General features: G+C 53.3%; 15 protein-coding genes and 3 pseudogenes. 7 read left to right on the forward strand and 11 right to left on the reverse strand.

Going from position 1 to position 22,534, the window contains the following annotated elements; genetic code table 11:
• Nucleotides 1-30 precede the first annotated feature (30 nt).
• From murD to mraZ, 7 genes are all read right to left on the reverse strand, one after another.
• Nucleotides 31-1,377, reverse strand: coding sequence for a UDP-N-acetylmuramoyl-L-alanine--D-glutamate ligase (gene murD / locus ACOQPM_RS14290; RefSeq protein ID WP_420629939.1), 1,347 nt, complete (start codon nucleotides 1,375-1,377; stop codon nucleotides 31-33).
• Nucleotides 1,378-1,464: 87 nt separating this feature from the next.
• Nucleotides 1,465-2,457 (reverse strand): phospho-N-acetylmuramoyl-pentapeptide-transferase, encoded by a 993-nt coding sequence (gene mraY / locus ACOQPM_RS14295; protein ID WP_420629940.1) that lies wholly within the window; start codon nucleotides 2,455-2,457, stop codon nucleotides 1,465-1,467.
• A complete protein-coding gene (locus tag ACOQPM_RS14300; protein WP_420629941.1) occupies nucleotides 2,457-3,872 on the reverse strand; it encodes a UDP-N-acetylmuramoyl-tripeptide--D-alanyl-D-alanine ligase in 1,416 nt (471 codons plus the stop codon). Before ACOQPM_RS14300 ends, mraY begins: the two co-directional genes overlap by 1 nt.
• A gap of 52 nt (nucleotides 3,873-3,924) precedes the next feature.
• Complete coding sequence (locus ACOQPM_RS14305) at nucleotides 3,925-5,619, reverse strand: peptidoglycan D,D-transpeptidase FtsI family protein (RefSeq protein WP_420629942.1); 1,695 nt, start codon at nucleotides 5,617-5,619, stop codon at nucleotides 3,925-3,927.
• Nucleotides 5,609-6,082 (reverse strand): hypothetical protein, encoded by a 474-nt coding sequence (locus tag ACOQPM_RS14310; RefSeq protein ID WP_420629943.1) that lies wholly within the window; start codon nucleotides 6,080-6,082, stop codon nucleotides 5,609-5,611. The genes ACOQPM_RS14305 and ACOQPM_RS14310 overlap by 11 nt, the downstream gene beginning before the upstream one ends.
• Before the next feature lie 68 nt (nucleotides 6,083-6,150).
• Nucleotides 6,151-7,074 carry a 16S rRNA (cytosine(1402)-N(4))-methyltransferase RsmH gene (gene rsmH, locus ACOQPM_RS14315; RefSeq protein ID WP_420629944.1) on the reverse strand — a complete coding sequence of 308 codons (924 nt, stop codon included), beginning with the start codon at nucleotides 7,072-7,074 and terminating at the stop codon, nucleotides 6,151-6,153.
• A 44-nt stretch (nucleotides 7,075-7,118) separates the two neighbouring features.
• A complete protein-coding gene (mraZ, locus tag ACOQPM_RS14320; RefSeq protein WP_420629945.1) occupies nucleotides 7,119-7,544 on the reverse strand; it encodes a division/cell wall cluster transcriptional repressor MraZ in 426 nt (141 codons plus the stop codon).
• A 286-nt stretch (nucleotides 7,545-7,830) separates the two neighbouring features.
• Here mraZ and ACOQPM_RS14325 point away from each other — a divergent pair, with 286 nt between their 5' ends.
• Nucleotides 7,831-8,184, forward strand: coding sequence for a hypothetical protein (locus ACOQPM_RS14325; RefSeq protein ID WP_420629946.1), 354 nt, complete (start codon nucleotides 7,831-7,833; stop codon nucleotides 8,182-8,184).
• Between the two features lie 241 nt (nucleotides 8,185-8,425).
• Here ACOQPM_RS14325 and ACOQPM_RS14330 read toward each other — a convergent pair whose 3' ends face one another.
• Together ACOQPM_RS14330 and ACOQPM_RS14335 are read right to left on the reverse strand one after the other, a co-directional pair.
• The gene (locus tag ACOQPM_RS14330) at nucleotides 8,426-9,181 is read right to left on the reverse strand and encodes an Ig-like domain-containing protein (protein ID WP_420629947.1); all 756 of its coding nucleotides are present in this window, start codon (nucleotides 9,179-9,181) and stop codon (nucleotides 8,426-8,428) included.
• A gap of 1 nt (nucleotide 9,182) precedes the next feature.
• On the reverse strand, nucleotides 9,183-10,070 hold the full coding sequence (locus ACOQPM_RS14335) for a hypothetical protein (protein WP_420629948.1): 888 nt from the start codon (nucleotides 10,068-10,070) through the stop codon (nucleotides 9,183-9,185).
• 144 nt (nucleotides 10,071-10,214) lie between these two features.
• Here ACOQPM_RS14335 and ACOQPM_RS14340 point away from each other — a divergent pair, with 144 nt between their 5' ends.
• The 6 genes and pseudogenes from ACOQPM_RS14340 to ACOQPM_RS14365 all read left to right on the forward strand — a co-directional run.
• A complete protein-coding gene (locus tag ACOQPM_RS14340) occupies nucleotides 10,215-11,501 on the forward strand; it encodes a hypothetical protein (RefSeq protein ID WP_420629949.1) in 1,287 nt (428 codons plus the stop codon).
• A 115-nt stretch (nucleotides 11,502-11,616) separates the two neighbouring features.
• A complete protein-coding gene (locus ACOQPM_RS14345; RefSeq protein WP_420629950.1) occupies nucleotides 11,617-11,997 on the forward strand; it encodes a YkvA family protein in 381 nt (126 codons plus the stop codon).
• Nucleotides 11,998-12,119: 122 nt separating this feature from the next.
• Nucleotides 12,120-13,652, forward strand: a pseudogene (locus ACOQPM_RS14350) (acyl--CoA ligase); the annotation flags it as partial.
• A 54-nt stretch (nucleotides 13,653-13,706) separates the two neighbouring features.
• Nucleotides 13,707-13,940, forward strand: coding sequence for a phosphopantetheine-binding protein (locus ACOQPM_RS14355; protein ID WP_420630538.1), 234 nt, complete (start codon nucleotides 13,707-13,709; stop codon nucleotides 13,938-13,940).
• A 90-nt stretch (nucleotides 13,941-14,030) separates the two neighbouring features.
• Nucleotides 14,031-18,923: pseudogene (locus ACOQPM_RS14360) on the forward strand (amino acid adenylation domain-containing protein); the annotation flags it as partial.
• 93 nt (nucleotides 18,924-19,016) lie between these two features.
• Nucleotides 19,017-19,802, forward strand: a pseudogene (locus ACOQPM_RS14365) (thioesterase domain-containing protein); the annotation flags it as partial.
• Here ACOQPM_RS14365 and ACOQPM_RS14370 read toward each other — a convergent pair.
• Nucleotides 19,788-20,501, reverse strand: a complete 714-nt coding sequence (locus tag ACOQPM_RS14370; protein ID WP_420629951.1) for an FHA domain-containing protein — start codon at nucleotides 20,499-20,501, stop codon at nucleotides 19,788-19,790. The pseudogene ACOQPM_RS14365 and the gene ACOQPM_RS14370 sit on opposite strands and share 15 nt — an antisense overlap.
• A 211-nt stretch (nucleotides 20,502-20,712) precedes the next feature.
• A complete protein-coding gene (gene murJ, locus ACOQPM_RS14375) occupies nucleotides 20,713-22,410 on the reverse strand; it encodes a murein biosynthesis integral membrane protein MurJ (protein ID WP_420629952.1) in 1,698 nt (565 codons plus the stop codon).
• Nucleotides 22,411-22,534 lie beyond the last annotated feature (124 nt).

A 22,534-nucleotide genomic window follows, 5' to 3' on the forward strand; every position in this document is an offset into this window, starting at 1 on the left:
TAATTCTTAATTCCTAATTCTTAATTTTCTTTACAATTCATTCACCAACTGCCGGAACAGTTCTCCTCGCTCGGCAAAATTGTCAAAGGCGTCGAAGCTGGTGCCGCCGGGGGAAAGGAGGACGATGTCGTTGGATACGGCCGTTTCCACTGCCACCTCCACCGCTTCTTCCATCGTGTTCACTTTTACAAAATCTGCCTGTTGCTCTGTTAACTTCTTAGCCAGCAAATCTGCCAATTCACCAAACAAAATAACCGATATTGTTTGCTGCGGCACTGCTTCGGCCCAGGCATCCCATTCCATTGCTTTGTCCTGGCCGCCTGCCAGCAGGATGATCGGTTCCGAGAAGGCTTGCAGTGCTGCCAAAGATCGCTCCGGCGCGGTAGCGATGGAGTCGTTGATCCACTGGACGCCGTTCCGGGTGCGTACCAGCTCCAGCCGATGCTCTACGCCCGTGAAGGTGCGGATGGCCTGAGCAATCGCCTCTGCCGGGATACCCGCCGAGTCGGCCAGGGTAGTAGCGGCCAGGACGTTGAGCAGATTGTGGCGACCGCGTAGCTGTACTTCGTTTACGTGGCAAATCTCTTTCTCTGCGCCGTTGCGGATGACGATACGGCCGTTCCGAATCATCGCACCCTCAGAAACCTCATTGCTCAGGCTGAACAGCCGCAGCTGCCCCTGCACAATCGCGCTCAACGCCAACGAACCGGGGTCATCGGCACACAGGACAGCAATGTCGTCGGCCGTTTGGTGGCGCAAAATGTTTGCTTTGGCGTTGGTGTATGCTTTCATCGTCTTGTGCCTGTCCAGATGGTTGGGCGTAATGTTTAGCACCGTGGCAATGTGCGGGCTGCGATCCCAAATTTCTAGCTGGAAGCTGGAAAGCTCCTGCACCACCACGTCGTCTGCTTCCATCTTGTGCAGATCGGCGATGAGCGGTTGGCCAATGTTGCCGCCCACCCAAGTGCGCCGTCCAGCGATTTGGCTCATTACGCCCGTGAGGGCCGTGGTGGTGGTTTTGCCTGCCGAGCCTGTAATGCCGATAACGGCCGTTGGCGTCCGCTTGCTAAATTCCAAAGAATCATTGGTAATTGGGATGCCACGGGCTTGAGCCGCCTGCACCAGCGGTGTCTCCAGCGGCACGCCACCACTCACAGCTAAAATGTCACTTTCGTCTACAAGTTCCATCGGATGTTCTCGCAATACATACCGGATATTCAGGTCACTCAATTCATCCAAAATATCCCGCAGTTTTTCAGGTGAGCGCAAATCGGTAATGGTTACTGCTGCGCCTGCACCAACGGCAAACCGAGCCAGCGCCTTGCCCTGCCGCGCCAATCCCAAAATGAGTAGTCGTTTGCCATAGAAATTGTCCATTTTTCGGTAATCCGTAATCAGTATTCGGTAATCGGTTTTGTGTAATCGTTTACCGATTATTGATTACCGTTCACCGATTACTGAAACCTAAACTTGCGCTAGTGCAATGCCAATCATTGCGCTTAACATGCCAATGAGCCACCAACGCTGCACAATTTGTGTTTCGCTCCAGCCAATGGCTTCAAAATGATGGTGCAACGGTGCCATCTTAAATAACCGCTTGCCGCTAGTGGCCTTGAAATAAAGCACCTGGAGCGTGCTGGAAAGTAGCGTTGCCAGCGGCACAATGGCGATGACAGGCAGGATGAGCCATTGGTTGGTCATTAGAGCCACCACGCCCAGTGCGCCGCCGAGCGCCTGTGAACCCACATCTCCCATAAACATCTGGGCGGGGTGGGCGTTGAACCACAAAAAAGCAAAGCAGGCACCCACAGTGATAAAGCAAAATATCACCAAAAATTGCTGATCGCGCAGCAGGGCGATGATGCCGTAGGCGGCAAAAGCAGTAGCGGCGATGATGCCCGCCAGCCCGTCCAGCCCGTCAGTAATGTTGACGGCGTTGGCGGTGCCGGCAATGATGATGACCGCAATGGGGATGTATAGGATGCCGATATCTAGCAAAAGCGGTACGGTAGGCACTGCTACCCAGCCGTGTCCATCATTGACTAGCCAGTAGAGTACGGCCGTTGCCGCCAACGCAATCCCCAACTGAAACCAAATCTTTACGCGGGCGCGCATCCCTTTTTCACCGTGCGGACGGGGATGAATGCCTAAATAGTCATCAATGCCGCCCAAAATGGCGTAGGCGACCATGACGCCCAGCGGAATAATCGCACTTTCAGCAATCTCCAAATCCTGCACAATTTGCACAATGTTTACCAGAATGCTGATGATAAGTGTCCAACCGATGATGAGAACGCCGCCCATTGTTGGGGTACCCATTTTTGTCATATGGGTGTTTGGGCCATCAATGCGAATTTGCGCGCCCAATTTAAAACGGCGCATCAGTTCAACCAGCGGGCTGCCCCAAATGACAGCCATCAAAAAGGTAACGCCACCAACTGCCAGTGCAAAGGACATTAGTTGTACCGTCCCAGGGCGTTAATAATTTGATCCATCCGCATCCCCAATGATCCTTTTACCAAAACGGTATCGTTTTCTTCTATTAGTTCTTCTAGGGTGGATACGGCCGTTGTCGCATCATCCAACATCACCACTTTATCTTGTGGCAGGCCACTGGCAATCGCCTCCTGGCCAATCCAGCGGGCGCGTTGCCCCACCGTCACCAGCAATTTGGCGACTTCAGCCACACGCCGCCCCACCTGCCTGTGGGCTTGCTCTTCCAGCTGGCCTAATTCCAGCATATCGCCTAACACGGCTACGGAACGGCCGTCTATATCGTGCATCAGGTTCAGGGCCGCTCGCACAGAATCGGGGCTGGCGTTGTAGGTGTCGTCAATGATCAGCGAATTTTTAGGACCAGGGACGGTAACGAGGCGTAGCTGAACGGCCGTATTGCGTAACCCGTGCAAAATTTCGTCCCAAGTAAGCCCTTCTATCAGCCCGACGGCCGCAGCTCGTAGAGAGGTATGCACGCTGTGGCGACCCAGCAGCGGCACCTGCACCACCAGCGACTCACCTTTGTGGTGCAGCGTAAAGCGCACCCCATCCAAACCCATCGAGTAAATATTGTCTGCCCACAAGTCGGCGGCACTGCTGAGGCCGTAGGTAAAAATTCGGGCCTGAGTATGGTCAGCCATGCTCATCACGCGGGCATCATCTTTGTTGAGAACGGCCGTGCCGTCGGCAGGCAACGCCTCCACCAACTCCCGCTTGGCTTTAACAATGTTTTCCATGCTGCCAGCCCGCTCCAAATGCACCGCACCGACGAGCGTGACGACGCCAACCTGGGGGCTGGTCATATCACACAGGGTGGCAATTTCGCCAGTGGTGTACATGCCCATCTCCAGCACTGCTTTTTCATTTTCTGGCTGCAAATCGAACAAGGCCAGGGGCAATCCTAGAATGCTGTTGCGGTTGCCCGGCGACTTGAAGGTGCAGTAGCGGCTGGAGAGTACGGCGTGAGTGAGTTCTTTGGTAGAGGTTTTGCCCACGCTGCCCGTGATGCCAATTACTTCTGCAGGGAAGCGGGCACGCCAAGCCTTGGCGGACGCTTGCAGGGCGGCTATGGTATCTTCAACCACCAAGCAAACAGGCTTTGGCGCACCAAGCGGCACAGCAGGCGGCTCGGTGGTACGCAAATCTATGGTTGTGTACGTATCCGAAATAGGCCGGTCTACCAGTGCCGCAATCGCTCCCTGCTTAAAAGCGGCCGTAACAAACTCATGCCCGTCAACCATTTCGCCTTTGGTGGCTACAAAGAGGCTGCCCGGCACGGCTTCACGGCTGTCCATCACCACGCGCGATACCGCTGGCTCGTGGCCAGTGGCTTCGTAAGTGGATAATGTTTGGAGGAAGTGTGCTAGCGTTAACATTTCAGTATTCGGTGTTCGGTAATCGGTATTCGGTAATCAGTAACAAAACCGATTACTGTCCCTGCCTCGCTGCCATCACGTCTGCTTGCAGGCGGATGGTGTCTGGCGGGACGTTGAGCATGACGACCAGTTCGTCTGCTAAATCAGCAAAGGCGGGAGCGGCCGTTTGCGACCCCCAGGGAGCCGTTTGTGGCCGATCTAGCTTTACATAAATAATCATCTCCGGGTTTTCGGCAGGTAGCCAGCCGATGAAAGAACCAATCACGTCATCGGGCAGGTAGATGCCGTTTTCGGCAATTTGGGCGGTGCCGGTTTTGCCGGCAATGGTGTAGCCGCTTATTTGGGCTTCTACCGTTTCCCGAGCAACGGCCGTTATGGCCATTGCGTTTACCTGTGCGGCCGTTTCCGGGCTGATGGGTCGGCTGAGTACAGTTGGTTCATGCACGAAAGTGCCATTTTCCCCATGAATTTCTTGCACCATGTAAGGCTGCATAATGGTACCGTTGTTGGCCAGGGCAGAAACGGCCGTAATCATCTGCAAGGGCGTCACGGCAATACCCTGACCATATGAGTTTGTTGCCATAAAGGATTCTGTCCAGAGCGAATCGCCCGGCAGCGGCATCGTGCCCGCCGCTTCAGACATTAAATCCACCCCAGTGGGGCGGCCAAAGCCAAAACTTTGCAAATAGTTGTAATAAACATCTGGCCCCATCATGGTTGCCAGCGTTGCCGCACCCACGTTGAGCGAACGCGCCAGCAGCGTGGTCATATCTGTCGTGCCAGGGGCACTGCGATCCCAGTTGTAGGTTTTGTGGCCACCCACTTCCAAAATACCCGCGTCATAATAGGTAGATTGCGGCGTCACCACGCCAGCGTCTAGCGCAGCAGCCATTGTAATTAGCTTCATCACGGAGCCTGGCTCATGCTGCTGGCTGACAGCAGGATTTAGCAACAGGCTTAGGTCCGTTTCGTAAAATTCCGCAGGTGAGTAGCAAGGTGCGCTCGCCATCGCCAAAATCGCCCCGGTTTGTGGATCCATGACGATAATACTGCCACTGACAGCCCGGTACTCTTCCAAAGCGCGGCGCAGATGGTCTTCCACCATGTACTGCAAAGAGCGGTCAATTGTTAGCACCAAATCCGCGCCTTCGTGGGCGATGACGCTTTGCTGGGAGGTAAGCGGCGAGATGTTCACAACGGCACTGGCAGCTTCGCCAGCCAGTTCACGCTGGTAATATCCTTCTACGCCGCTGCCGCCGTTGCCGTCAAAATCTACATAGCCCAGCGAATGGCAGAGCATATCATCCTGAGGGTAAAAGCGGCGGGGCAGCGGGTCAATTTGCAAGCCTTCGTAGGGGAGGGAGCGTACCAGTTCTGCTACCTCAGCCGGAACGCGGCCAGAGAGCAGGGCAAACGATTGGTCCGATTGCAGCACGCCGAGGATTTCGTAGCGAGATTGTTGCAAAATGGGGGCCAGGGCGGTAGCTAACTCTTCGGCTTCTGTCACCAGACGGGGAGAGACGCCAATTTGGTAGTCGGCGGTGTTGGCGGCAAGCACCGCACCGTTGCGGTCGAAGATGGTGCCGCGCTCTGGCTTGGCCACTACCAATATCTCATCGCCTGCGCGTTCAGCCCATTCTGGCCCTTGTACCACCTGAAACGCCACAAGCCGCCCTACAATAATGAGGGCGGCAAACAGGAGGATGACAACAACAATCCACATCCGGCTCTTTTGACTACTGTTCACGAGCTTCGCCTTTTATGAAATCGCTAAACCTGTCGCTCAGGTAAAGCCAAATTGCTTCTCTTACAGTTTCGGCCGGTGGCGGAACGGCCGTTACCGTCGGTACGATCTCCAGCGGATCGGTCTCTATTAACTCTGCCGGATAATCCGGCACAATAATGTACTCAATATCTTCTGGGTCTGCTTCTACAAACCCTAAACGAACTGCCTCCGCTTGCAGCCGATCCAATGCCTGCGCGGCGGCGATGTCTCGCTCTAAATCATTGTTTTGCCGCTTCAACTCGGTCAGTTCGTTTTGCAAAATTTGCACACGACGACCTACGGAAGCAATGCGGCTGGCCTGGCTAACGTAAATGGTGCCTAGCAGCGCAGCCAAAACCAAAATGACGCCCCAACCCAGCGCGGCTTGCGCTTCAGTGAGGGCGTTGAGACGTTTTAGCTGTTCGCGAGTTTGCCGTGCCATCATAGTTTTAGTTTTTAGTGGCTGGTGGTTAGTAGCTGGTTTTCGGTTTTACTGGCCACTACAACTAACAACTAGCCACTTTTCTCAATTACTCTAAGCCTCGCGCTACGGCTGCGGCTGTTGCGGGCAATTTCCTCGGCAGAAGCCTGAACGGCCTTGCGGGTGATAAGCCGATATTTTGCCGCGCCGCCGCAGGTACACATCGGTTGGTCTGGGGGGCAGGTGCAATCCTTGCTCAGTTCCCGAAATGTGTGCTTCACAAAGCGATCTTCCAATGAATGGAAGCTAATAACGGCCAAACGGCCGCTTGCCCCCAACAACTTTAGCGCAGCCATCACCCCGGCTTCAACCGTTTCTAATTCTCGGTTCACGGCGATGCGGAGTGCCTGAAACGTCTTGGTGGCGGGATGAATGCGCCCGCGACGCCTTACCGTTTGGGCGATCTTTTCAGCGAGGTGGGTGGTGGTGTGGAATGGCCGTTCCGCTACCATCATCCGGGCAATCTTCCGACTACTCTTTTCTTCACCATAACGCCACAAAATGTTGGCCAGGGTTGCCTCGTCTAAATTGTTAATGAGGTCTGCGGCCGTTTCGCCCTGACTAGTGTCAAACCGCATATCCAAAGGGCCTTCCTTCATAAAGGAAAAGCCGCGTTCGGGATTGTCTAGCTGGCGAGAAGACAGCCCCAGGTCTAGCAAGATGCCGTCCACTGCGTGAAACCCGTGCTGTGGCGCCAGATTTCCCATCTCTGCATAGCTGGCGTGGACGTAGGTGACGCGCTCGCCGAACTGCGTTAGCTGTTTTTGGGCAAAAGCAATCGCTTCTGCATCTTTGTCAAAGACCAAAATGCGCCCTGAGGGCGCAGATTTTTGCAGCAACCCTGCTGCGTGGCCACCTGCCCCCAACGTACCGTCTATGAAACGGCCGTTTGCCTGGGGCCGCAGCAAGTCGAGCACTTCATCGTAGAGAACTGGGATGTGGGAGGAAGTGTTCATGTACTCAAGTGTTTAAGTGTTCAAGTGAACACCTGAACACGTCTTTAAATTCCCAAATCTTCCCAGCGGGCGGCGTCGCCGTCGCTTTCAATATCTTCACGAACGGCCGTCCATGCCTCGGTGCTCCACAGTTCCAGGTAGTTAAACATGCCAGAGATGACGACATCTCGCTGAATGTTGGCAAAGTCGCGCAGGTAAGGCGGCAGCAGAATGCGCCCTTGGCGATCTGGCGTTAAATCAACCGCGCCAGAAAAGACGCGCCGCCGGAATGCCCGCACACCTTCATCGGATAACGGCCGTTGCGCGATGCGCTCGGCCAGATCTTGCCAACCATCCATGGGAAATAGCATCAGATTTTGGTCGAAGCCGCGCGTTACCACCAACCCGGCAGCCACCAGGTTGCGGAACCTGGCCGGAATGGTGATTCGGCCTTTGCTATCAATGGTGTGCGTGTACTCACCTAAAAACATGATGCTAACTTCCAGAAATTAGAACAACTGTTCTGATTACCCCATTTTAGCATAGATTTGCGGGGAATTTGTGGAAACTTGCACCACAATGCCCCACTTTTAACCACATTAGGCCACAGTATACACCAAACCCAACATAATGTGAAGTGCGAAATAAACTTTTAAGGTGCTGTTTTACGCTGGCTACGTGGCCAAATGGAGCTTCCTGACAATGGTGCTATTGTGTTTGTATGAGGAGGAACTGATAATTTTGGAACGAAATTAGTTTGATGAAGGAGTCTCTATCATGAATCATTTTACTCAAATAGCTGAACACAATGACGAAGCCCAACTGAGCGGTTTAGTAGACAATTTTTTGCTGGGCAGCAAATCTTCTGAAGAGTGGAAACAAGTGCGTGAGCAGGCTAGTCTGGTTTTACAGCAGCACACCCATGAGTTGCGAGATTTGATGACACAGATGCGAACCTTTACCCATCAAACATCTGTGAAAACGGTGATAACGGCTCAATCACGCATGGCTGCCTTGCGTTGGCTCATTCAATCAATCGAGCGAGAGATTCAGCGATTGGACAAAGCGTACCGCGAGACGGCTCAAGTGGAGCGACTTCGGCAAGAAAGAGCTATGCTAAACGCCGTGTGAAGAAATTAGAAGAGTCTCTAGGATTTTGGATGCCATCGTGTTGACACGGTGGCACTTTTTTTTGTAGGGCAAAAAAAATGCTCCGAGCGAAGGGGAGCTCGGAGCAGGAAGGAGGAGGAAAACGAGTTAAAAAAGCAATTCAGCCTTACGCTTATAACTATATAAAAATCCCATAAAAATTTAAATGGGATTTTGACCCCAGGACAAGGGAGCTACTCCGTAATCAGTAAATAGTAGACTGTTAGCTGTCGAATTTAGAGTCGTCGAGGCGTTTGTGCCAGTTATCTTCATCATCGGCAGGTGGCTTAGGCTGGTTTTGTTTGGCTTCAGCTTCCATGGCTTGTACGGCCGTATCCAACTCATCTGCTGGCAAGGCACGAACCAGGCTCCATTTGCCGCAGTGGGGGCAGCGGTCGAATTTGCTTAACCCCAAATTGAGTCCCCAGATGTGACGCGCAAATGGTTTGTTGCATTTTGGGCAAATGGTGCCGCCAAACGGCCCATGCACGTTAGCCCTATCTGAACTGCTTCCCTTACGCCCTCGATTGGCAATCCATGTTACTAACAAACCGCCCCCCAGCGAGATAACCAGGATGGGCACAACGATGAGCAGCACGGTGCGGTTGGAGCTGCTGCTGGAAATAAAGTTGCGGCTGAGCTGGTTGGATTGCAGCTCTTTACCGTCCGTGGTGCGGCCAATGGCGTACAGCGTGTGTGTGCCCAGCGGGTAATTGTCTGTTTCAAACTGGAGTCGGAAGGGGGCTTCGCTATCTTCGCCAACCAGTTGATCGTCAATATAAAAAGAAACGGTTTCTAAGTTGTCTGGCCCGTCAACACGAAAAGAAAACCGACCCTGGATGCTGGTGCCAAAGCCTGCGCCAAAATCCCGGCTAAGGCGGAGTTCTAACTGGTCGGCTTCCTGAGCAACGACCGTTCCCACCGCTACCAAGCCCAATAAAAGTGTACAAACTACTATCCAACGCTTGAGCCAGTTCATTTTACGCTTCCCTTCCCAATGTGCCGTTGGCGTGCATCAGGTCAATCAGTTCGTCTATTCGGTTACGTCGGTAAAGGTAGTGTAGCAGATCGCGCACCCTGGATTTTTTGCTGGTGACGTTTAGCTGCTCCCAATCAATTCCCAGGGTTACGGCCGTTTTTTGTAGCTTTTCCAGATCATAATGTGCCAGCAGATAGTGGCGCAGAATGGTGGGAGGTGATTCTAACGAGATTTTTTCCAGGCGAGGCAACGCTTCGGGCGCAGGTGGCGTTAGAATGCGCTCAACAGCCAGGGCGAGCTGGCCAGTTTGGCCTCGTGCTTCTGTTAGTGCCATCATGTTGATGATGAGCTGGTGCATATCTTGCTGCACATTCATCACTTCATTGTCCTGAATGCTCAAGTCAAAAAGCAAATCCAACACGTCCTCGCGGCTCAGCCGGTCTCGCACTTCTTCGTAAATCATTTGGCGGTCGAAGGCGGTGCCAGTTTCATCAGTGCCGGGTGTGAAGTGAACGCCGTCGCTGTTGGGCGCAGGATTGGCAGAAAGTGGGGGGGATGCAGCCTGCACTAAGCTGCCCGACATAGTTGGGCTTGCCGAAGTGGTCGCCTCGCTTGCCCCGCGCGACGCGCTCCCGGCCAATTGCAGCGGTTGGAACAGGCTAAAAAGCCAGTAGGCCGCCCCGCCAACCAATAACCCGGAAATGACGTAGAAAAAAAAGCCAAACTGGTTCAGCATCTCTTCCCGGTTAAACGTCCCCAGGAAGGTGTCTAGCAGCACGGCCGAAGTAACGGTAAGCAGCCCCACACCCCAGTTTAGAGACGGCCGTCGCCAAAACATGAATAAAAAGAAAGCGACCACCACAAATTTTAGTATCAATAATATGAGCATATTCTTCCTCAAAACAGTGAGCAGATGCTTGCTCACTGATGCAGAAATTGTAACATTCAGAAGGGCAGGTGCAAAAACGGCAGTAAAAATAATCGAGAATGCTAATGTTGACATAAATTTACAACAGGTGATATGATACCTGCCATGCCTGCAACCAAAATCGGCAAAATTCTCCTATTTTTTAGTTTGATTCTGCTGCTGACCCAGGCAGCCTGTGTTGAGCAACCCGCCCTCCCAACATTGGCCCCCCCGTTATTATTGCCACAACAACATGAAGAAATTGCAGCAGCGGCCGTTCCCCCAACTTTTACTCCACCTGGCCCCACGGCTACCATAGACCCACTCTTAAACTTTGGAAGTAACGCGCCCCTCGGTCCCACGCTTACACCCACCATCACGCCCATTTTGCCTAGCCGCACCCCCACACCCACCTATACACCAACACCCACAGATACACCCACTATTACACCCATTCCTTCAGCCACGCCAATCGGTGCGGGCCCAATACCACCTTATTTGCAAGGCAACCCAAATCGCAGCAAGCTCAGTATCCATGTCATTTTTAACAACGATCCCCGCATTATGACTTTTGTGCGTGAGGCACAACCTGCCGTCATAAAAGGCGTGGATGATTTTGGCTTTCTGGCCGAAGTAGAACGTGAATCTCCCAATACCATCATCATCGGGCGGCGCAATGAGACGAGCCAGGAATATGTAGGCAACCCAGAGGAAGAAGCACGCAAGTTTGTGCAGTCTCAACTACGAGAATACCAACTTAATCCGGCGGTGGATTTTTGGGAAGGCTGGAATGAGCCAGACCCCGGCCTGGAGCGAATGGCCTGGTACGCTCGTTTTGAACAAGAGCGGGTACGTGAGCTAGCTCGTTATGGCTTCCGGGCAGCGATTGGGGGCTTTGCAACTGGTGTGCCGGAGATGGATGAATTTGCCCTGTTTATTCCAGCCATTGAAACAGCCATGGAGTATGGTGGCATCCTCACGCTGCATGAATATAGCGCCCCGGTGATGACCTACGGCTACGGCAGTGCCTTGCCAGGTTATCCCTTCCATGAAGACCGAGGGACGCTCACCTTCCGCTATCGGTGGTATTACGAAGAGTTGCTGATTCCGCGCGGGTTGGTTATTCCTTTGGTGATTACCGAGGCTGGTATTGATGGCATTATTGGCAATCGGCCAGGCCCGCCAGGGAAAGGGTGGGCCGACTTCCAGCAATATGCTATACAGCAGGGATGGGGCAGTACAGGTGATGAGGCATTTATCAATCAGCTAGCCTGGTATGATGCGGGCGTACGGCAAGATGATTATGTGCTGGGTTTTACGGTGTTTACCGCCGGGCCAGTGGCGCAGTGGGGACCTTATGATATTGGGCCAATTTTGCCCAAAATGGCAGATTACATTCGCAGCCAAGAATAATATACGCAACCTTTTCAATAGGAAAACGTAAGGCTATTTGATTTGCGCCCTGAATAGCTTAGGGCGAATTTGTAAGGTAAGGTTTTTTATGGATGAAAAGGAAAAAAAGTCCCTGATGAATATTGAAGCAATTGCCGAGAAGCGAAATGATCCCGGCTTTTTCCGTGAAGTTTGGCAGCAGGCGCGGCTAGTTTATTATTTGCTGCGTGATCCTGAGGTGCCATTTTATTTGAAGCTACTGCCGTTTACGGCCGTTATTTACCTATTATGGCCCGTTGATTTCTTGCCGGACGTGGCTCCTGTACTAGGTCAGCTCGATGATTTGACGGCACTTTTGGTGAGCTCCAAAGTGTTTATTGAGTTAGCGCCACCGCATGTGGTTAGTCGGTACATGGATGAGATTCGGATGCGTGATGGCGTTGCCGAGCCTGACAATGTGAATGAGAAGATTATTATTGACCCACAGCCAGTAGAGAAAGAAAAAGACCAGGCGTAAGCCTAAACAGTCTGCAAAATAGCTTCATCGGTTTCGTAACTATATATTTAAGAGTGTGCTTCTAACATGCGTGAATGTGGCCGCCTGGACCACATTATTCACTTGCAAGGAGAGCCATCACTATGATTGGAAGCACACTCTATCAAGCTATTCAGCAACATGCCCAACAACAACCACAAGCCATTGCCCTCCTAGCTCCAAATCGTTTACCACTTAGTTACCAACAACTTAACCAACAAATTGGCGAAACCGTATCTCGGCTCAATGAGCTTGGAATTGGCCGCCAAGATAATGTCGCCATTGTGCTGCCAAACGGCCCAGAAATGGCCTCTGCTTTTTTAGCTGTTGCCAGTGCTGCGACCAGCACGCCACTTAACCCTGGTTACCGCGAACCAGAGTTTGATTTCTACCTTTCTGATCTCAATGCCAAAGCCCTGATTATTGCTGATGGCGTGGATTCAGATGCAATTGCCGTTGCCAAGAGGCGGCAAATTCCTGTGATTTGCCTTGTGGTTCGTGAGGATATGGAGGCAGGATGCTTTACGTTGCAGCCTGAAACAGAATTAGCTGTGGCAAACCAGGCGGCAAATGGAGGGTATGCCCAGAGTGAAGATACGGCTCTTATTTTGCATACTTCTGGCACGACATCTCGCCCCAAAATGGTTCCCCTGGCACACAAAAATTTAGCTACCTCTGCCAGAAACATTCGGCAAACGCTACAGCTTACACCTGATGATCGCTGCTTGAATGTGATGCCTCTTTTTCATATTCATGGCCTCATGGCGGCCGTTTCTGCTTCACTTACGGCTGGTGCTAGTTTAGTTTGCACGCCTGGTTTTTATGCGCCTCACTTTTTTGGCTGGCTCGATGAATTTCGGCCAACTTGGTACACGGCCGTTCCCACCATGCACCAGGCTATCTTAGCCCGTTCCGCTGCCAATGCAGACGTTTTGGCACGGGCTTCGCTGCGTTTTGTGCGTTCTTCGTCTGCGTCATTGCCCCCGCAACTGATGGCAGAATTAGAGAAAACCTTCGATGCCCCGGTGATTGAAGCCTATGGCATGACAGAAGCAGCCCACCAAATGGCTTGTAATCCGCTGCCGCCACAGCCGCGCAAGGTTGGCACCGTTGGGCCAGCGGCCGGGCCAGACGTGGCCATTATGAATGAAGCGGATGCCCTTTTGTCTACTGGCAAAGTGGGCGAAATTGTGATTCGTGGCCCAAACGTTACGGCGGGCTATGCCAACAACCCTGAAGCCAATGCAGCCGCTTTTACAAACGGCTGGTTCCGCACTGGTGATGAAGGGTTTTTAGATGGCGATGGCTATCTGACGATTAGCGGCCGTATCAAAGAGATCATCAATCGCGGGGGCGAGAAAATATCGCCGCGTGAAGTTGATGAACTGCTGATGACCCATCCGGCCGTGATGCAGGCCGTGGCTTTTGCCATGCCCCATCCCCAACTGGGCGAAGAGATCGCAGCGGCTGTAGTTCTTCACCCAGAGCAGGAGGCGACTCCGCTAGAGATTCGCCAATTTGCCGCCGAGCGGCTGGCCGATTTTAAGGTGCCGCGCCAGCTACTAATTTTGGAAGAAATTCCCAAAGGGCCAACGGGCAAGCTGCAGCGTATTGGTTTGGCGGAGAAACTGGGCGTTACGGTCGTTCTGCCCAATCCCGACGCGCAAGATCAAACCCCGCCCCGCACAGAAATGGAAGCGTTTCTGGTTGAGCTATGGGCAGACGTGCTGGGTTTACCCACCGTTGGCGTTCAGGCACGCTTCCTGGATTTAGGCGGCGATTCTGTGCTGGCAGCTACCCTTGTGGCCCGCATTCGCCACACGCTAGACGTTTCTTACTCTTTGCTTGCACTTTTTGAGACGCCGACGATTGCTGAACAGGCAGCCGCGATTGAGACATTGATTTTGGCAGAGCCAATCCCTTAGCCTGCTAGCCCCTACCATACACACAACTGAGCATCTATGACCGCATCTACGCACGTACAGCCTCTTTCCCCCATCCAAAAAAGATTGCAAATGGCGCGACAGCGCCAGGCAGCGCGAGCAAACAGTATTGCCCAACGGCCGTTTTCACCCACAGCCCCACTTTCCTTTGCCCAAGAACGACAATGGCTGGTGGAGCAGCTAACACCGGGTGATCCGGCCAATAATCGTCCCACGGCGTTGCGCCTGCACGGTCATTTAGATAAAGTTGCGTTACAGCGAAGCCTCAACTGGCTGATCCAGCGGCACGAACCTTTGCGTACCACGTTCCCTGCTGTGGATGGTGAATTAGAAGCCCTCATTGCGGAGGCAACGGCCGTCCCCCTCAACGTTCATGCTCTGCAAACCCTGCCAGCAGCGGAGCGGGAAGAGGCTGCGCGGCGGCAAATAGCCACAGAAGCCCGCCGTCCGTTTGATCTTGAAAGCGGCGCACCCGTGCGGGTGAACCTGTGGCAGCTTGCTCCCACCGAGCATTTGCTCTTGCTCAATGTGCATCATATTAACTTTGATGGTTGGTCAGAAGGTATTTTGCGGGATGAGCTTACTGCTTGCTACAAGGCACTCACGCAAGACAATCAGCCCGCCTTGCCGCCGCTGCCAGTTACCTACAGCGACTTTGCCCATTGGCAACGTCAGCAGGCGACAAAAAATGCCTGGGCGGCTGATCTGGCCTACTGGCGAGAGCAACTGCGTGGCAATATTCCTGAACTTAATTTGCCTGTTGATTTGATGGATACGGCCGTACCCTCCTCTGGAGACGAACAAACCATCTATCTGCCACTCGATCTTGTGGCGCGGCTTCAAACAGTAGGGCAACAACATGAGGCCACTCTCTTTATGGTTTTGCTAGCCGGGTACAAGCTGCTGCTGTATCGGTTAACAGAGGCAACCGACGTCACTGTTGGCGTACCCGTTGCTGGGCGCAACCGCGTTGAATTGGAGGGGTTGATTGGCCTTTTTGTCAACATGATCGTTTTGCGCTCAGACATGGCAAACAACCCAACCTTTGCTGATTTTTTGCAGGCCCTGCGGCAAACAACGCTGGCTGGATTATCGCATCAGGCAATGCCCTTTGCCCAACTCATCGAGGCGTTGCAGCCTGCGCGCAATTTGCAACGTCCGCCGTTTTACCAAACCGTTTTCCAGCTACGCAACTACCGCACTTCACAAACAAGCGATGCTGCTGGCCTGCAATTTGAACCGTATGCCTTTGCCATGAATGCGGCGGCCGTAGACCTGAGCCTGGACGCTGTTTTGCAGCAGGGTGGTTTGCAGGTGCGGGCTCGCTACCGCGCAGATCGTTTTTCCTCGCCACGGATTGCCAATTTGCTGGACCAATATCGTCATTTGCTCACCCAAATTGCTCACGATCCTGATGCCCTGATTGGGAGCTATGTCGTCAACAAGGCACTGTTTTCTGTACCAAAGCCATCTGCCCCAACAGAGCCCACGCAACGAGCAAACGGCCGTATCCACACCTACCAGCCCCCGCAAACGCCACTACAAAAAGGATTGGCTGCATTGTGGGCTGATCTGCTGCCGGTACCCCGTGTTGGGCTCCACCAAAACTTTTTTGCGCTGGGTGGTCATTCGCTGTTGGGAACCAGACTGCTGGCGCGCATTCGCCAGCAGCTTCAGGTAGAACTTTCATTGACGGCACTGTTTGAGTCGCCCACGGTGGCGGAATTGGCGGAACGCATTGCCGCCGACCTGCCAGAAGGCCAGGCAGCCAGCCCCGTGCCATCTGCCAAAGCCGAGACGATTCAAGTAGAAGAATCCAATGACAAATTCCTCTCGCCTGTGCAGGAACGGCTATGGTTTTTGGAACAGTTAGAACCGGGCAAATCTGCCCTGCAGATACCGTTGGTGGTTCGGTTGCAAGGCCAGCTAAATGTGGCTGCGCTGCAACAGGCGTTAGAGGCCATTGTGGTGCGTCATGCGCCGCTGCGTACCACATTTGCCCTGGTGGATGGGCAGCCTACACAGCAAATTGCCCCCACCATGCCCGCACAGCTTACGCAGGTTTCTTTAGATGACGTACCGGCTAGCCAGCGGGAAACGGCCGTTTCCCAACAGATTCAGGCACTCATAAAAAAACCGTTCGATTTGGCATATGGACCACTTTTTAGAGCTGCTTTGCTGCGGCTAAATGAAGCAGAAACCATTTTTGTGCTGACCATCCACCACATCATCTCTGATGGTTGGTCGCTACGAGTGCTCGCCCGCGAACTGTCTGAACTCTATAACGGGATTGTGGCCGAACGGCCGTCATCCCTGCCGCCGCTACCCATCCAATACAATGATTTTGCCGCTTGGCAACGCCAGCAGCTAGAGAGCGACCAACTGAAAGCCAAACTAGCCTATTGGCAGAAACAGTTAGCAGACGCGCCGCCCATTTTAGAATTACCAACCGATTTTTCTCGGCCAGCCGTGCGTACCACCAAAGGCGCATCTGTGCTACTAACCGTACCAGCCACCACGGTGAACAGCTTGCGCCAGCTTAGTTTAGAGATGGACGCGACGCTTTTTATGGTTTTGCTGGCTGCCTTTAAGCTGCTGCTGCATTGCCAAAGTGGGCAAGATGACCTGGTTGTGGGCACGCCCATTGCCGGGCGTACCCACGCAGAGGTAGAAGCCCTGATTGGCTTTTTTATCAACACGCTGCCGCTACGTACGCAGTTTGCAGACGAGCTAACCTTCCGTGAATTGGCGCAGCAGGTGCGGAACGTGACGCTGGAGGCATATGCCAACCAGGAACTACCTTTTGAGCGACTGCTGGAGGAAATTAAGCCAGAACGGGATATGAGCCGCACGCCTGTTTTCCAGGTTTTCTTCAATATGCTCAATATCGAGGCGCATTCCTTGCCATTAGCCGGGCTGCGCTCTGAGCGATTGCCCTGGTTTAGCCAGGATGCCAATTTTGATCTCACACTTTACCTGCGTGAGCAGGACGAGGGCGATATTGATCTGCGACTGGTTTACAACACAGACCTGTTTTCGGCTGAACGCATGGAAATATTTCTGGAACAGTATCGGCTGCTGATGGTGCAAATTGCGGACAATGCTTCTTTGCCTATTCAGGAATATACCTTGCTGACGCCTGAAACAAAGCTGCGCTTGCCAGACCCCGCCCAACCGTTACCCAATCAGTGGCAGGGGGCAATTCATGAGCGTGTAACTGAGCAAACGGCCGTTCTGCCTAACAAAATCGCCCTCATTGATGAAGATGATGCCTGGCGTTACGGGGAGCTAGAAGCGCGTAGCAATCAGTTGGCACACCATTTGCAGGCGCAAGGCATTGGTGCAGAAGATGTGGTGGCGATTTATGCTCATCGCTCCGCTTCGCTGATTTGGGCTATCCTGGGGGTTTTCAAGGCTGGGGCTGCCTACACTATCCTCGATCCGGCTTACCCTGCCGAGAGATTGGTAAGCTATGTGCAAACTGCCAAGCCAAAAGGCCTCATTCAGCTAACCCAGGCTGGTGCGTTGCCTGCAGAGGTCAGTTTGTTATGTTCTGAGCTGGTTTGCCGAGTGGAGCTGCCGCGTTTGGCAACGGCCGTTGCCAACAGCTTCCTCGCGCATTACCCAATCACACCGCCAGAGGCCCATATCCAGCCAGACAGCTTGGCGCTCGTTACCTTCACTTCCGGCTCTACCGGTAAGCCCAAAGGGGTGATGGGGCGGCACGGCCCCCTGAGCCACTTTTTGCCCTGGCAAACAAAGCAGTTTGGCCTGACGACGGAAGATCGCTTCAGTATGCTTTCTGGTCTTTCCCACGATCCTTTGCAGCGAGACATTTTTACCGCACTGTGGGTGGGCGGGACGCTTTGTATTCCCAGTCAGGAACTGATTGGCACACCGGGTCGTTTGGCCGCCTGGATGGCGGAGCGGGCGATTACCTTTGCCCACATGACCCCGCCGATGGCCCAACTTCTGACAGAAACGGCCGTAAACAAAATCCCCAGCCTGCGCCACACCTTTTTTGTGGGTGACAAGCTCACCCAGGAGGATGTGCGGCGGCTGCGCCACATCGCCCCCCACGTAACGGCCATTAACTCCTACGGCTCCACAGAAACCCAACGGGCTGTTACCTACTATTTGGTTACCCCAGAAGATGAGCAAACGTGGCACAAAGCCGTCTATCCTTTGGGAACGGGCATGGTGGGGGTACAAATTTTGGTGCTAAACAAAAACCAGCAGCTAGCAGGGGTTGGCGAAGCGGGCGAAATTTATATGCGTAGCCATCATCTGGCGCGGGGCTACCTGGGAGATAAACCCTTAACGGAAGCACGCTTTTTGCACAATCCGTTCACCAACACGGCGGGTGACCGGCTGTATCGCACGGGCGATTTGGGTCGTTATTTGCCAGACGGCCGTGCCATCTTTGCCGGCCGTGCCGATAGGCAGGTGAAGATTCGTGGCTTTCGTATTGAGCCAGGGGAAATTGAGGCGGCGTTGTTGGCGCATACGGCCGTTCATGATGCAGTCGTCGTCACAACAGATGCGCCACAAGTTGGCCCAGCACTCGCAGCCTACATCGTTGCCCCACAAAGCACGCCCACCACCGAGCTGCGTACCTTTTTGCAACAACGTTTACCCGACTTTATGGTTCCGGCCGTCTTTGTTTTCGTGGCAACCATTCCCCTCACGCCCAACGGCAAAATAAATTACAAAGCCTTGCCAAAACCAGATTGGCAACCGCTCCATAACGACGAGGCCTACACACCTCCACGCGATGAAATTGAACAGCAAATGGCAAAACTGTGGCAAGATTTGTTAAGCGTAGAGCCAATTGGCGTATTTGACGATTTTTTTGCACTGGGTGGACACTCATTACTTGCCGTGCGTCTTTTTGCCCAGATTGAAAAACAGATAGGGCATCGTCTACCAATTGCCACCCTGTTTCAACATCCAAACATTGCCCAACTTGCCGAAATCGTTCGACAACAAGAGGTAGAACAAGGCTGGTCGGCATTGGTGCCAATTAAACCGGATGGCTCACGCTCACCCTTCTTTTGTGTGCATGGCGGCGCAGGCCACGTTTTTAACTATCACAAGCTCGCGGGCTATCTGGATGCAGACCAGCCATTTTATGGCGTGCAGCCATCGGGCTGGAACGCGCACCGGGTACAGGTACCAGACGTAAAACAGCTTGCGGCAAGCTACCTGGCCGAAATTCGCCGGTTGCAGCCGACTGGACCATACTATTTGGGCGGTTTTTGCTTTGGGGGCATGATTGTATTTGAGATGGCGCGTCAACTTCAGGAAGTTGGTGAAGAAGTAGCACTGTTGGCACTCATTGAGCCTGCGGCCGCCAAAAGCCGCGAAGCACTGTGGCGCAGTGCCAACCCGATTGAAATTGGCTCTTTGTTTGAGCCTGGCCGCAAAGCGATGACACCCTTCTGGAAACAGGTTAAGCAAGGCGGAGCACGGTTTCTCTTGCAAATGGTCCAGCATCTGGCAAAGAGTATGCGGCAGCTCAAGCGAGGGGTGTTTGCGCTTTATTTAATGAGTGGTTTTTCGGTTCCCCACCATCTTCGTGACTTTTATTTAATTCAATTTGTAACCCGCCCGGCACGTAAAGCATATCGTCCAGCCAGCTCTTTTGAAGGTGATGTGCAGTTACTGGTTATTGACAGAGGCGAAATGATTGATCCCACATTGGGCTGGCGTCAATATATTTCGGGAGCAGTCGGCGTTTGTGAGGTAGATACCGATCATCTTGGCATTCTAAAGGAGCCGCATGTGCAGGTTGTGGCCGAGGAATTACAGCATCAGCTTGATCTAATCTTAAAGCAGCCCTAACGCCTCTAGCAGCCAATCCCCACCGTATTGCCACATAAAGATTAAAAAGCCGCAGCAGCAGAGCAGGAGAATAACGGCCGTTACTGCAATAATCGTGTTGCGCCGTCTCTGTTTAGCCGCTTCATCCTCGTCCGATGGGGGAACCAGCGGAGCCGTGGCTGGTGGCATAGGCGGTGGTGCTGGCACTTCAGCAGAGGGGACGGGGAACGGGGGGGAAGGGTCCGGTTCCCAATCTGAGGGTATTGGGGGGTCTTCATCGAGGTTGGGCATATTTGGCATTTCGGCTGCCAACGCGTCATCTACTTCATCCAAACCGCTCGCCTGATCCAAATCCAGCGCATCGCGCAGCCCGCTGGAATCAACAATTGTGGCAGCCAGGTTATCGCCCGTGGGCACTAGCTCGTACAGCAAGGTGACGCCGCTGCCCATGCTAATGGTAAACCCTGGCTCTAAATCAACTGGCTCTGATTCCAGCCGCTGGCCATTGACAAACGTGCCGTTGGTACTGCCTAAATCTTGCACTTGGTAGCCAGCATCTGTTTGGGTGAAGCGGGCATGTTGTCGGGAGACTTCGGGATCGTTCAGGATAATGTCTGAGACGGGATCGCGCCCAACGGTAAGTGAGAGGGTTTCTAACAGAAATGTTTCGCCAACTTTGGGCCCTTTGCGTACGGTGAGTTGGTAGAGGGTGTCTGCCACGGCCGTTTCCTTTGCTGAATGTGCGGATTGTCTGAGACAAACAGTTTTACTGTTTGTGCCAGAGGTTGTTAATTTCAGGACTTACGAAATTTGGTGTGAGACCTAACAGGTTTTCATAAAACCCATCAGGCCTGCATTTTAACCAAAAAAGCAGGTTATTGGCAAGTTGACACGGCAACTGGACAAGTGGATTGATTTCTGATGATAATGGTCAATCGGTTGGTTTGCGACGGCGCAAGCGGGTGGTGAGGGTGCGATGCAGCATTTGCACCTCGGTGATGGCCAACAGCTTTACCAGACCCAAGAAGGTGATTAAGCCCAGACCGCCAGCCAGGGCAACCACCAGCAGCTTGCCCACAAATCCGGCAAATGGCAGTAGGGTAACGGCCGTTTCCCCCACAACAAAGGCCACCAGCCCCGTCAAAACTGAGGCGACACCTGCTTTCAAGGTGGCACTGCATATGCCAAAGCCGCGCAAGCCGCCCAAGTGCCGCTGGAGCAGCCAAAGCATCATCATGGTGTGGCTAAAGTGCTTGATGGCATCCGCCACCATCAGGCTGTAAAGTCCCAATGGTTCCAGCAGCAAAACGGCCGTTCCCGTGTAAATGATGACGCTAATAATGCCCACAATGGCCGGACGCCAAGTATCTTTGCGGGCATACGAGGCAAAAACCAGCATTTGGTCAATGGCGGCAAAAGGCAATCCTGCCAAATAAATGCGGAGAACGATGGCGGTAACGGCCGTATCTTGCGGCGTAAACTCTCCATGTTCCAACAGCAAAGCAATGATGGCCGGGGCTAAAGCAAATAGTCCGGCTGTGGCTGGTAATACCAGCGTAAGAACCAGACGCAGCCCTCCTGCCAGCGTTTGCTTAAACTCCTGCACCCGGGCAGACGCTATAGACGCATCTGTTTCTTTGGCCGCGTGGTAAGCGGTTACAATTTGGGAGAGCGTTGGCAGCGTTGCCATAGATAAGGCGGTAACAACTAGCCCTAGCGGAAATTGATACAGCGTGGTGGCGTAGGTCATGTACGTCACGCTGTTGTCCCCGGTGAGGATAGCTAGATTGTAGCTAATCCAGATGGCTACCTGATTGACGAGCAGCACGATGACGATGGGCGTGTACAAAACCAGAATGCGGCGCAGGGCGGGATGTCGCCAATTAAATTGCAGCCGAAAACGGCCGTCACGCAGGGCAGGTAGCTGCAAAATAATCTGCAAAAAGGAGCCAAGCAGCAGGCCATAGACCAAACTGTCAATATGATCTGGGCGCAGCAAGGCCACCACAACGATGGTGCCGTTGAACACAGCGGCGGTAAAAGCGGGCAAGGTAAACCGTTTAAGGGCGTACAAAACCCCGGTCAGAATGCTGGCAATGGACAAAAAGAGGACGGCGGGGGTTGCCAGGCGCATCATCTGCTCGGTAACGGCCGTTAAGCTCTGGTCAGAAAAATTTCGCGCCCCGGCCAGCCAGGCAATTTGAGGAGTGAACAGCATAACCAGGGCAACAATGCTTAATAAAACGAGGATGGCCAAGCTCATAAAGGTGCTCACCACATCCCATAACGCTTGCCGTCGCTCTTTGCTGGCATAATCGCTAAACACGGGCACCAGCGAAGAACTTACCATCTCGCCCCCAGTGATGAGGTTGAACAGGGTCATCGGTACCAGAGCAGCCACGGTGTACGCTCCTAGCAGGTCAGACGCGCCAAACAGGTTCGATTTAACAATCTCGCGCACTAGCCCCAGCATCCGGCTGATGATATTGCCAACGGCCAAAACGGCCGCAGCCTTCACCACGCCTTTGTTTTCGCTGAGATTGGTGGGGGGAGACGGCCGTTCTTCCTCATCCTGCGGCAGCGGAACGGGTTGGTTGGCATCTTCTGTGGCGTCTGTCGAGTTGAGCAAATGGTTCACCTTTGGTTTTGATCTATTTTTGCCACAGAGGACACAGAGAATTTAGAGAATCCCTCTTAAACCTCTGTGTCCTCTGTGGCTTTTTAGATTTAGAGCCGGGTGCATTCTAGCGGAT

Source organism: Candidatus Leptofilum sp. (genome assembly GCF_965223525.1).
Lineage (GTDB): Bacteria > Chloroflexota > Anaerolineae > Promineifilales > Promineifilaceae > Leptofilum.

What these genes read in the sequence shown, in the direction of transcription:
- murD (WP_420629939.1), bottom strand. Translation starts at nt 1,377, where the DNA reads ATGGACAATTTCTATGGCAAACGACTACTCATTTTGGGATTGGCGCGG.
- mraY (WP_420629940.1), bottom strand. Translation starts at nt 2,457, where the DNA reads ATGTCCTTTGCACTGGCAGTTGGTGGCGTTACCTTTTTGATGGCTGTC.
- ACOQPM_RS14300 (WP_420629941.1), bottom strand. Translation starts at nt 3,872, where the DNA reads ATGTTAACGCTAGCACACTTCCTCCAAACATTATCCACTTACGAAGCC.
- ACOQPM_RS14310 (WP_420629943.1), bottom strand. Translation starts at nt 6,082, where the DNA reads ATGATGGCACGGCAAACTCGCGAACAGCTAAAACGTCTCAACGCCCTC.
- rsmH (WP_420629944.1), bottom strand. Translation starts at nt 7,074, where the DNA reads ATGAACACTTCCTCCCACATCCCAGTTCTCTACGATGAAGTGCTCGAC.
- mraZ (WP_420629945.1), bottom strand. Translation starts at nt 7,544, where the DNA reads ATGTTTTTAGGTGAGTACACGCACACCATTGATAGCAAAGGCCGAATC.
- ACOQPM_RS14325 (WP_420629946.1), top strand. Translation starts at nt 7,831, where the DNA reads ATGAATCATTTTACTCAAATAGCTGAACACAATGACGAAGCCCAACTG.
- ACOQPM_RS14330 (WP_420629947.1), bottom strand. Translation starts at nt 9,181, where the DNA reads ATGAACTGGCTCAAGCGTTGGATAGTAGTTTGTACACTTTTATTGGGC.
- ACOQPM_RS14335 (WP_420629948.1), bottom strand. Translation starts at nt 10,070, where the DNA reads ATGCTCATATTATTGATACTAAAATTTGTGGTGGTCGCTTTCTTTTTA.
- ACOQPM_RS14340 (WP_420629949.1), top strand. Translation starts at nt 10,215, where the DNA reads ATGCCTGCAACCAAAATCGGCAAAATTCTCCTATTTTTTAGTTTGATT.
- ACOQPM_RS14345 (WP_420629950.1), top strand. Translation starts at nt 11,617, where the DNA reads ATGAATATTGAAGCAATTGCCGAGAAGCGAAATGATCCCGGCTTTTTC.
- ACOQPM_RS14355 (WP_420630538.1), top strand. Translation starts at nt 13,707, where the DNA reads ATGGAAGCGTTTCTGGTTGAGCTATGGGCAGACGTGCTGGGTTTACCC.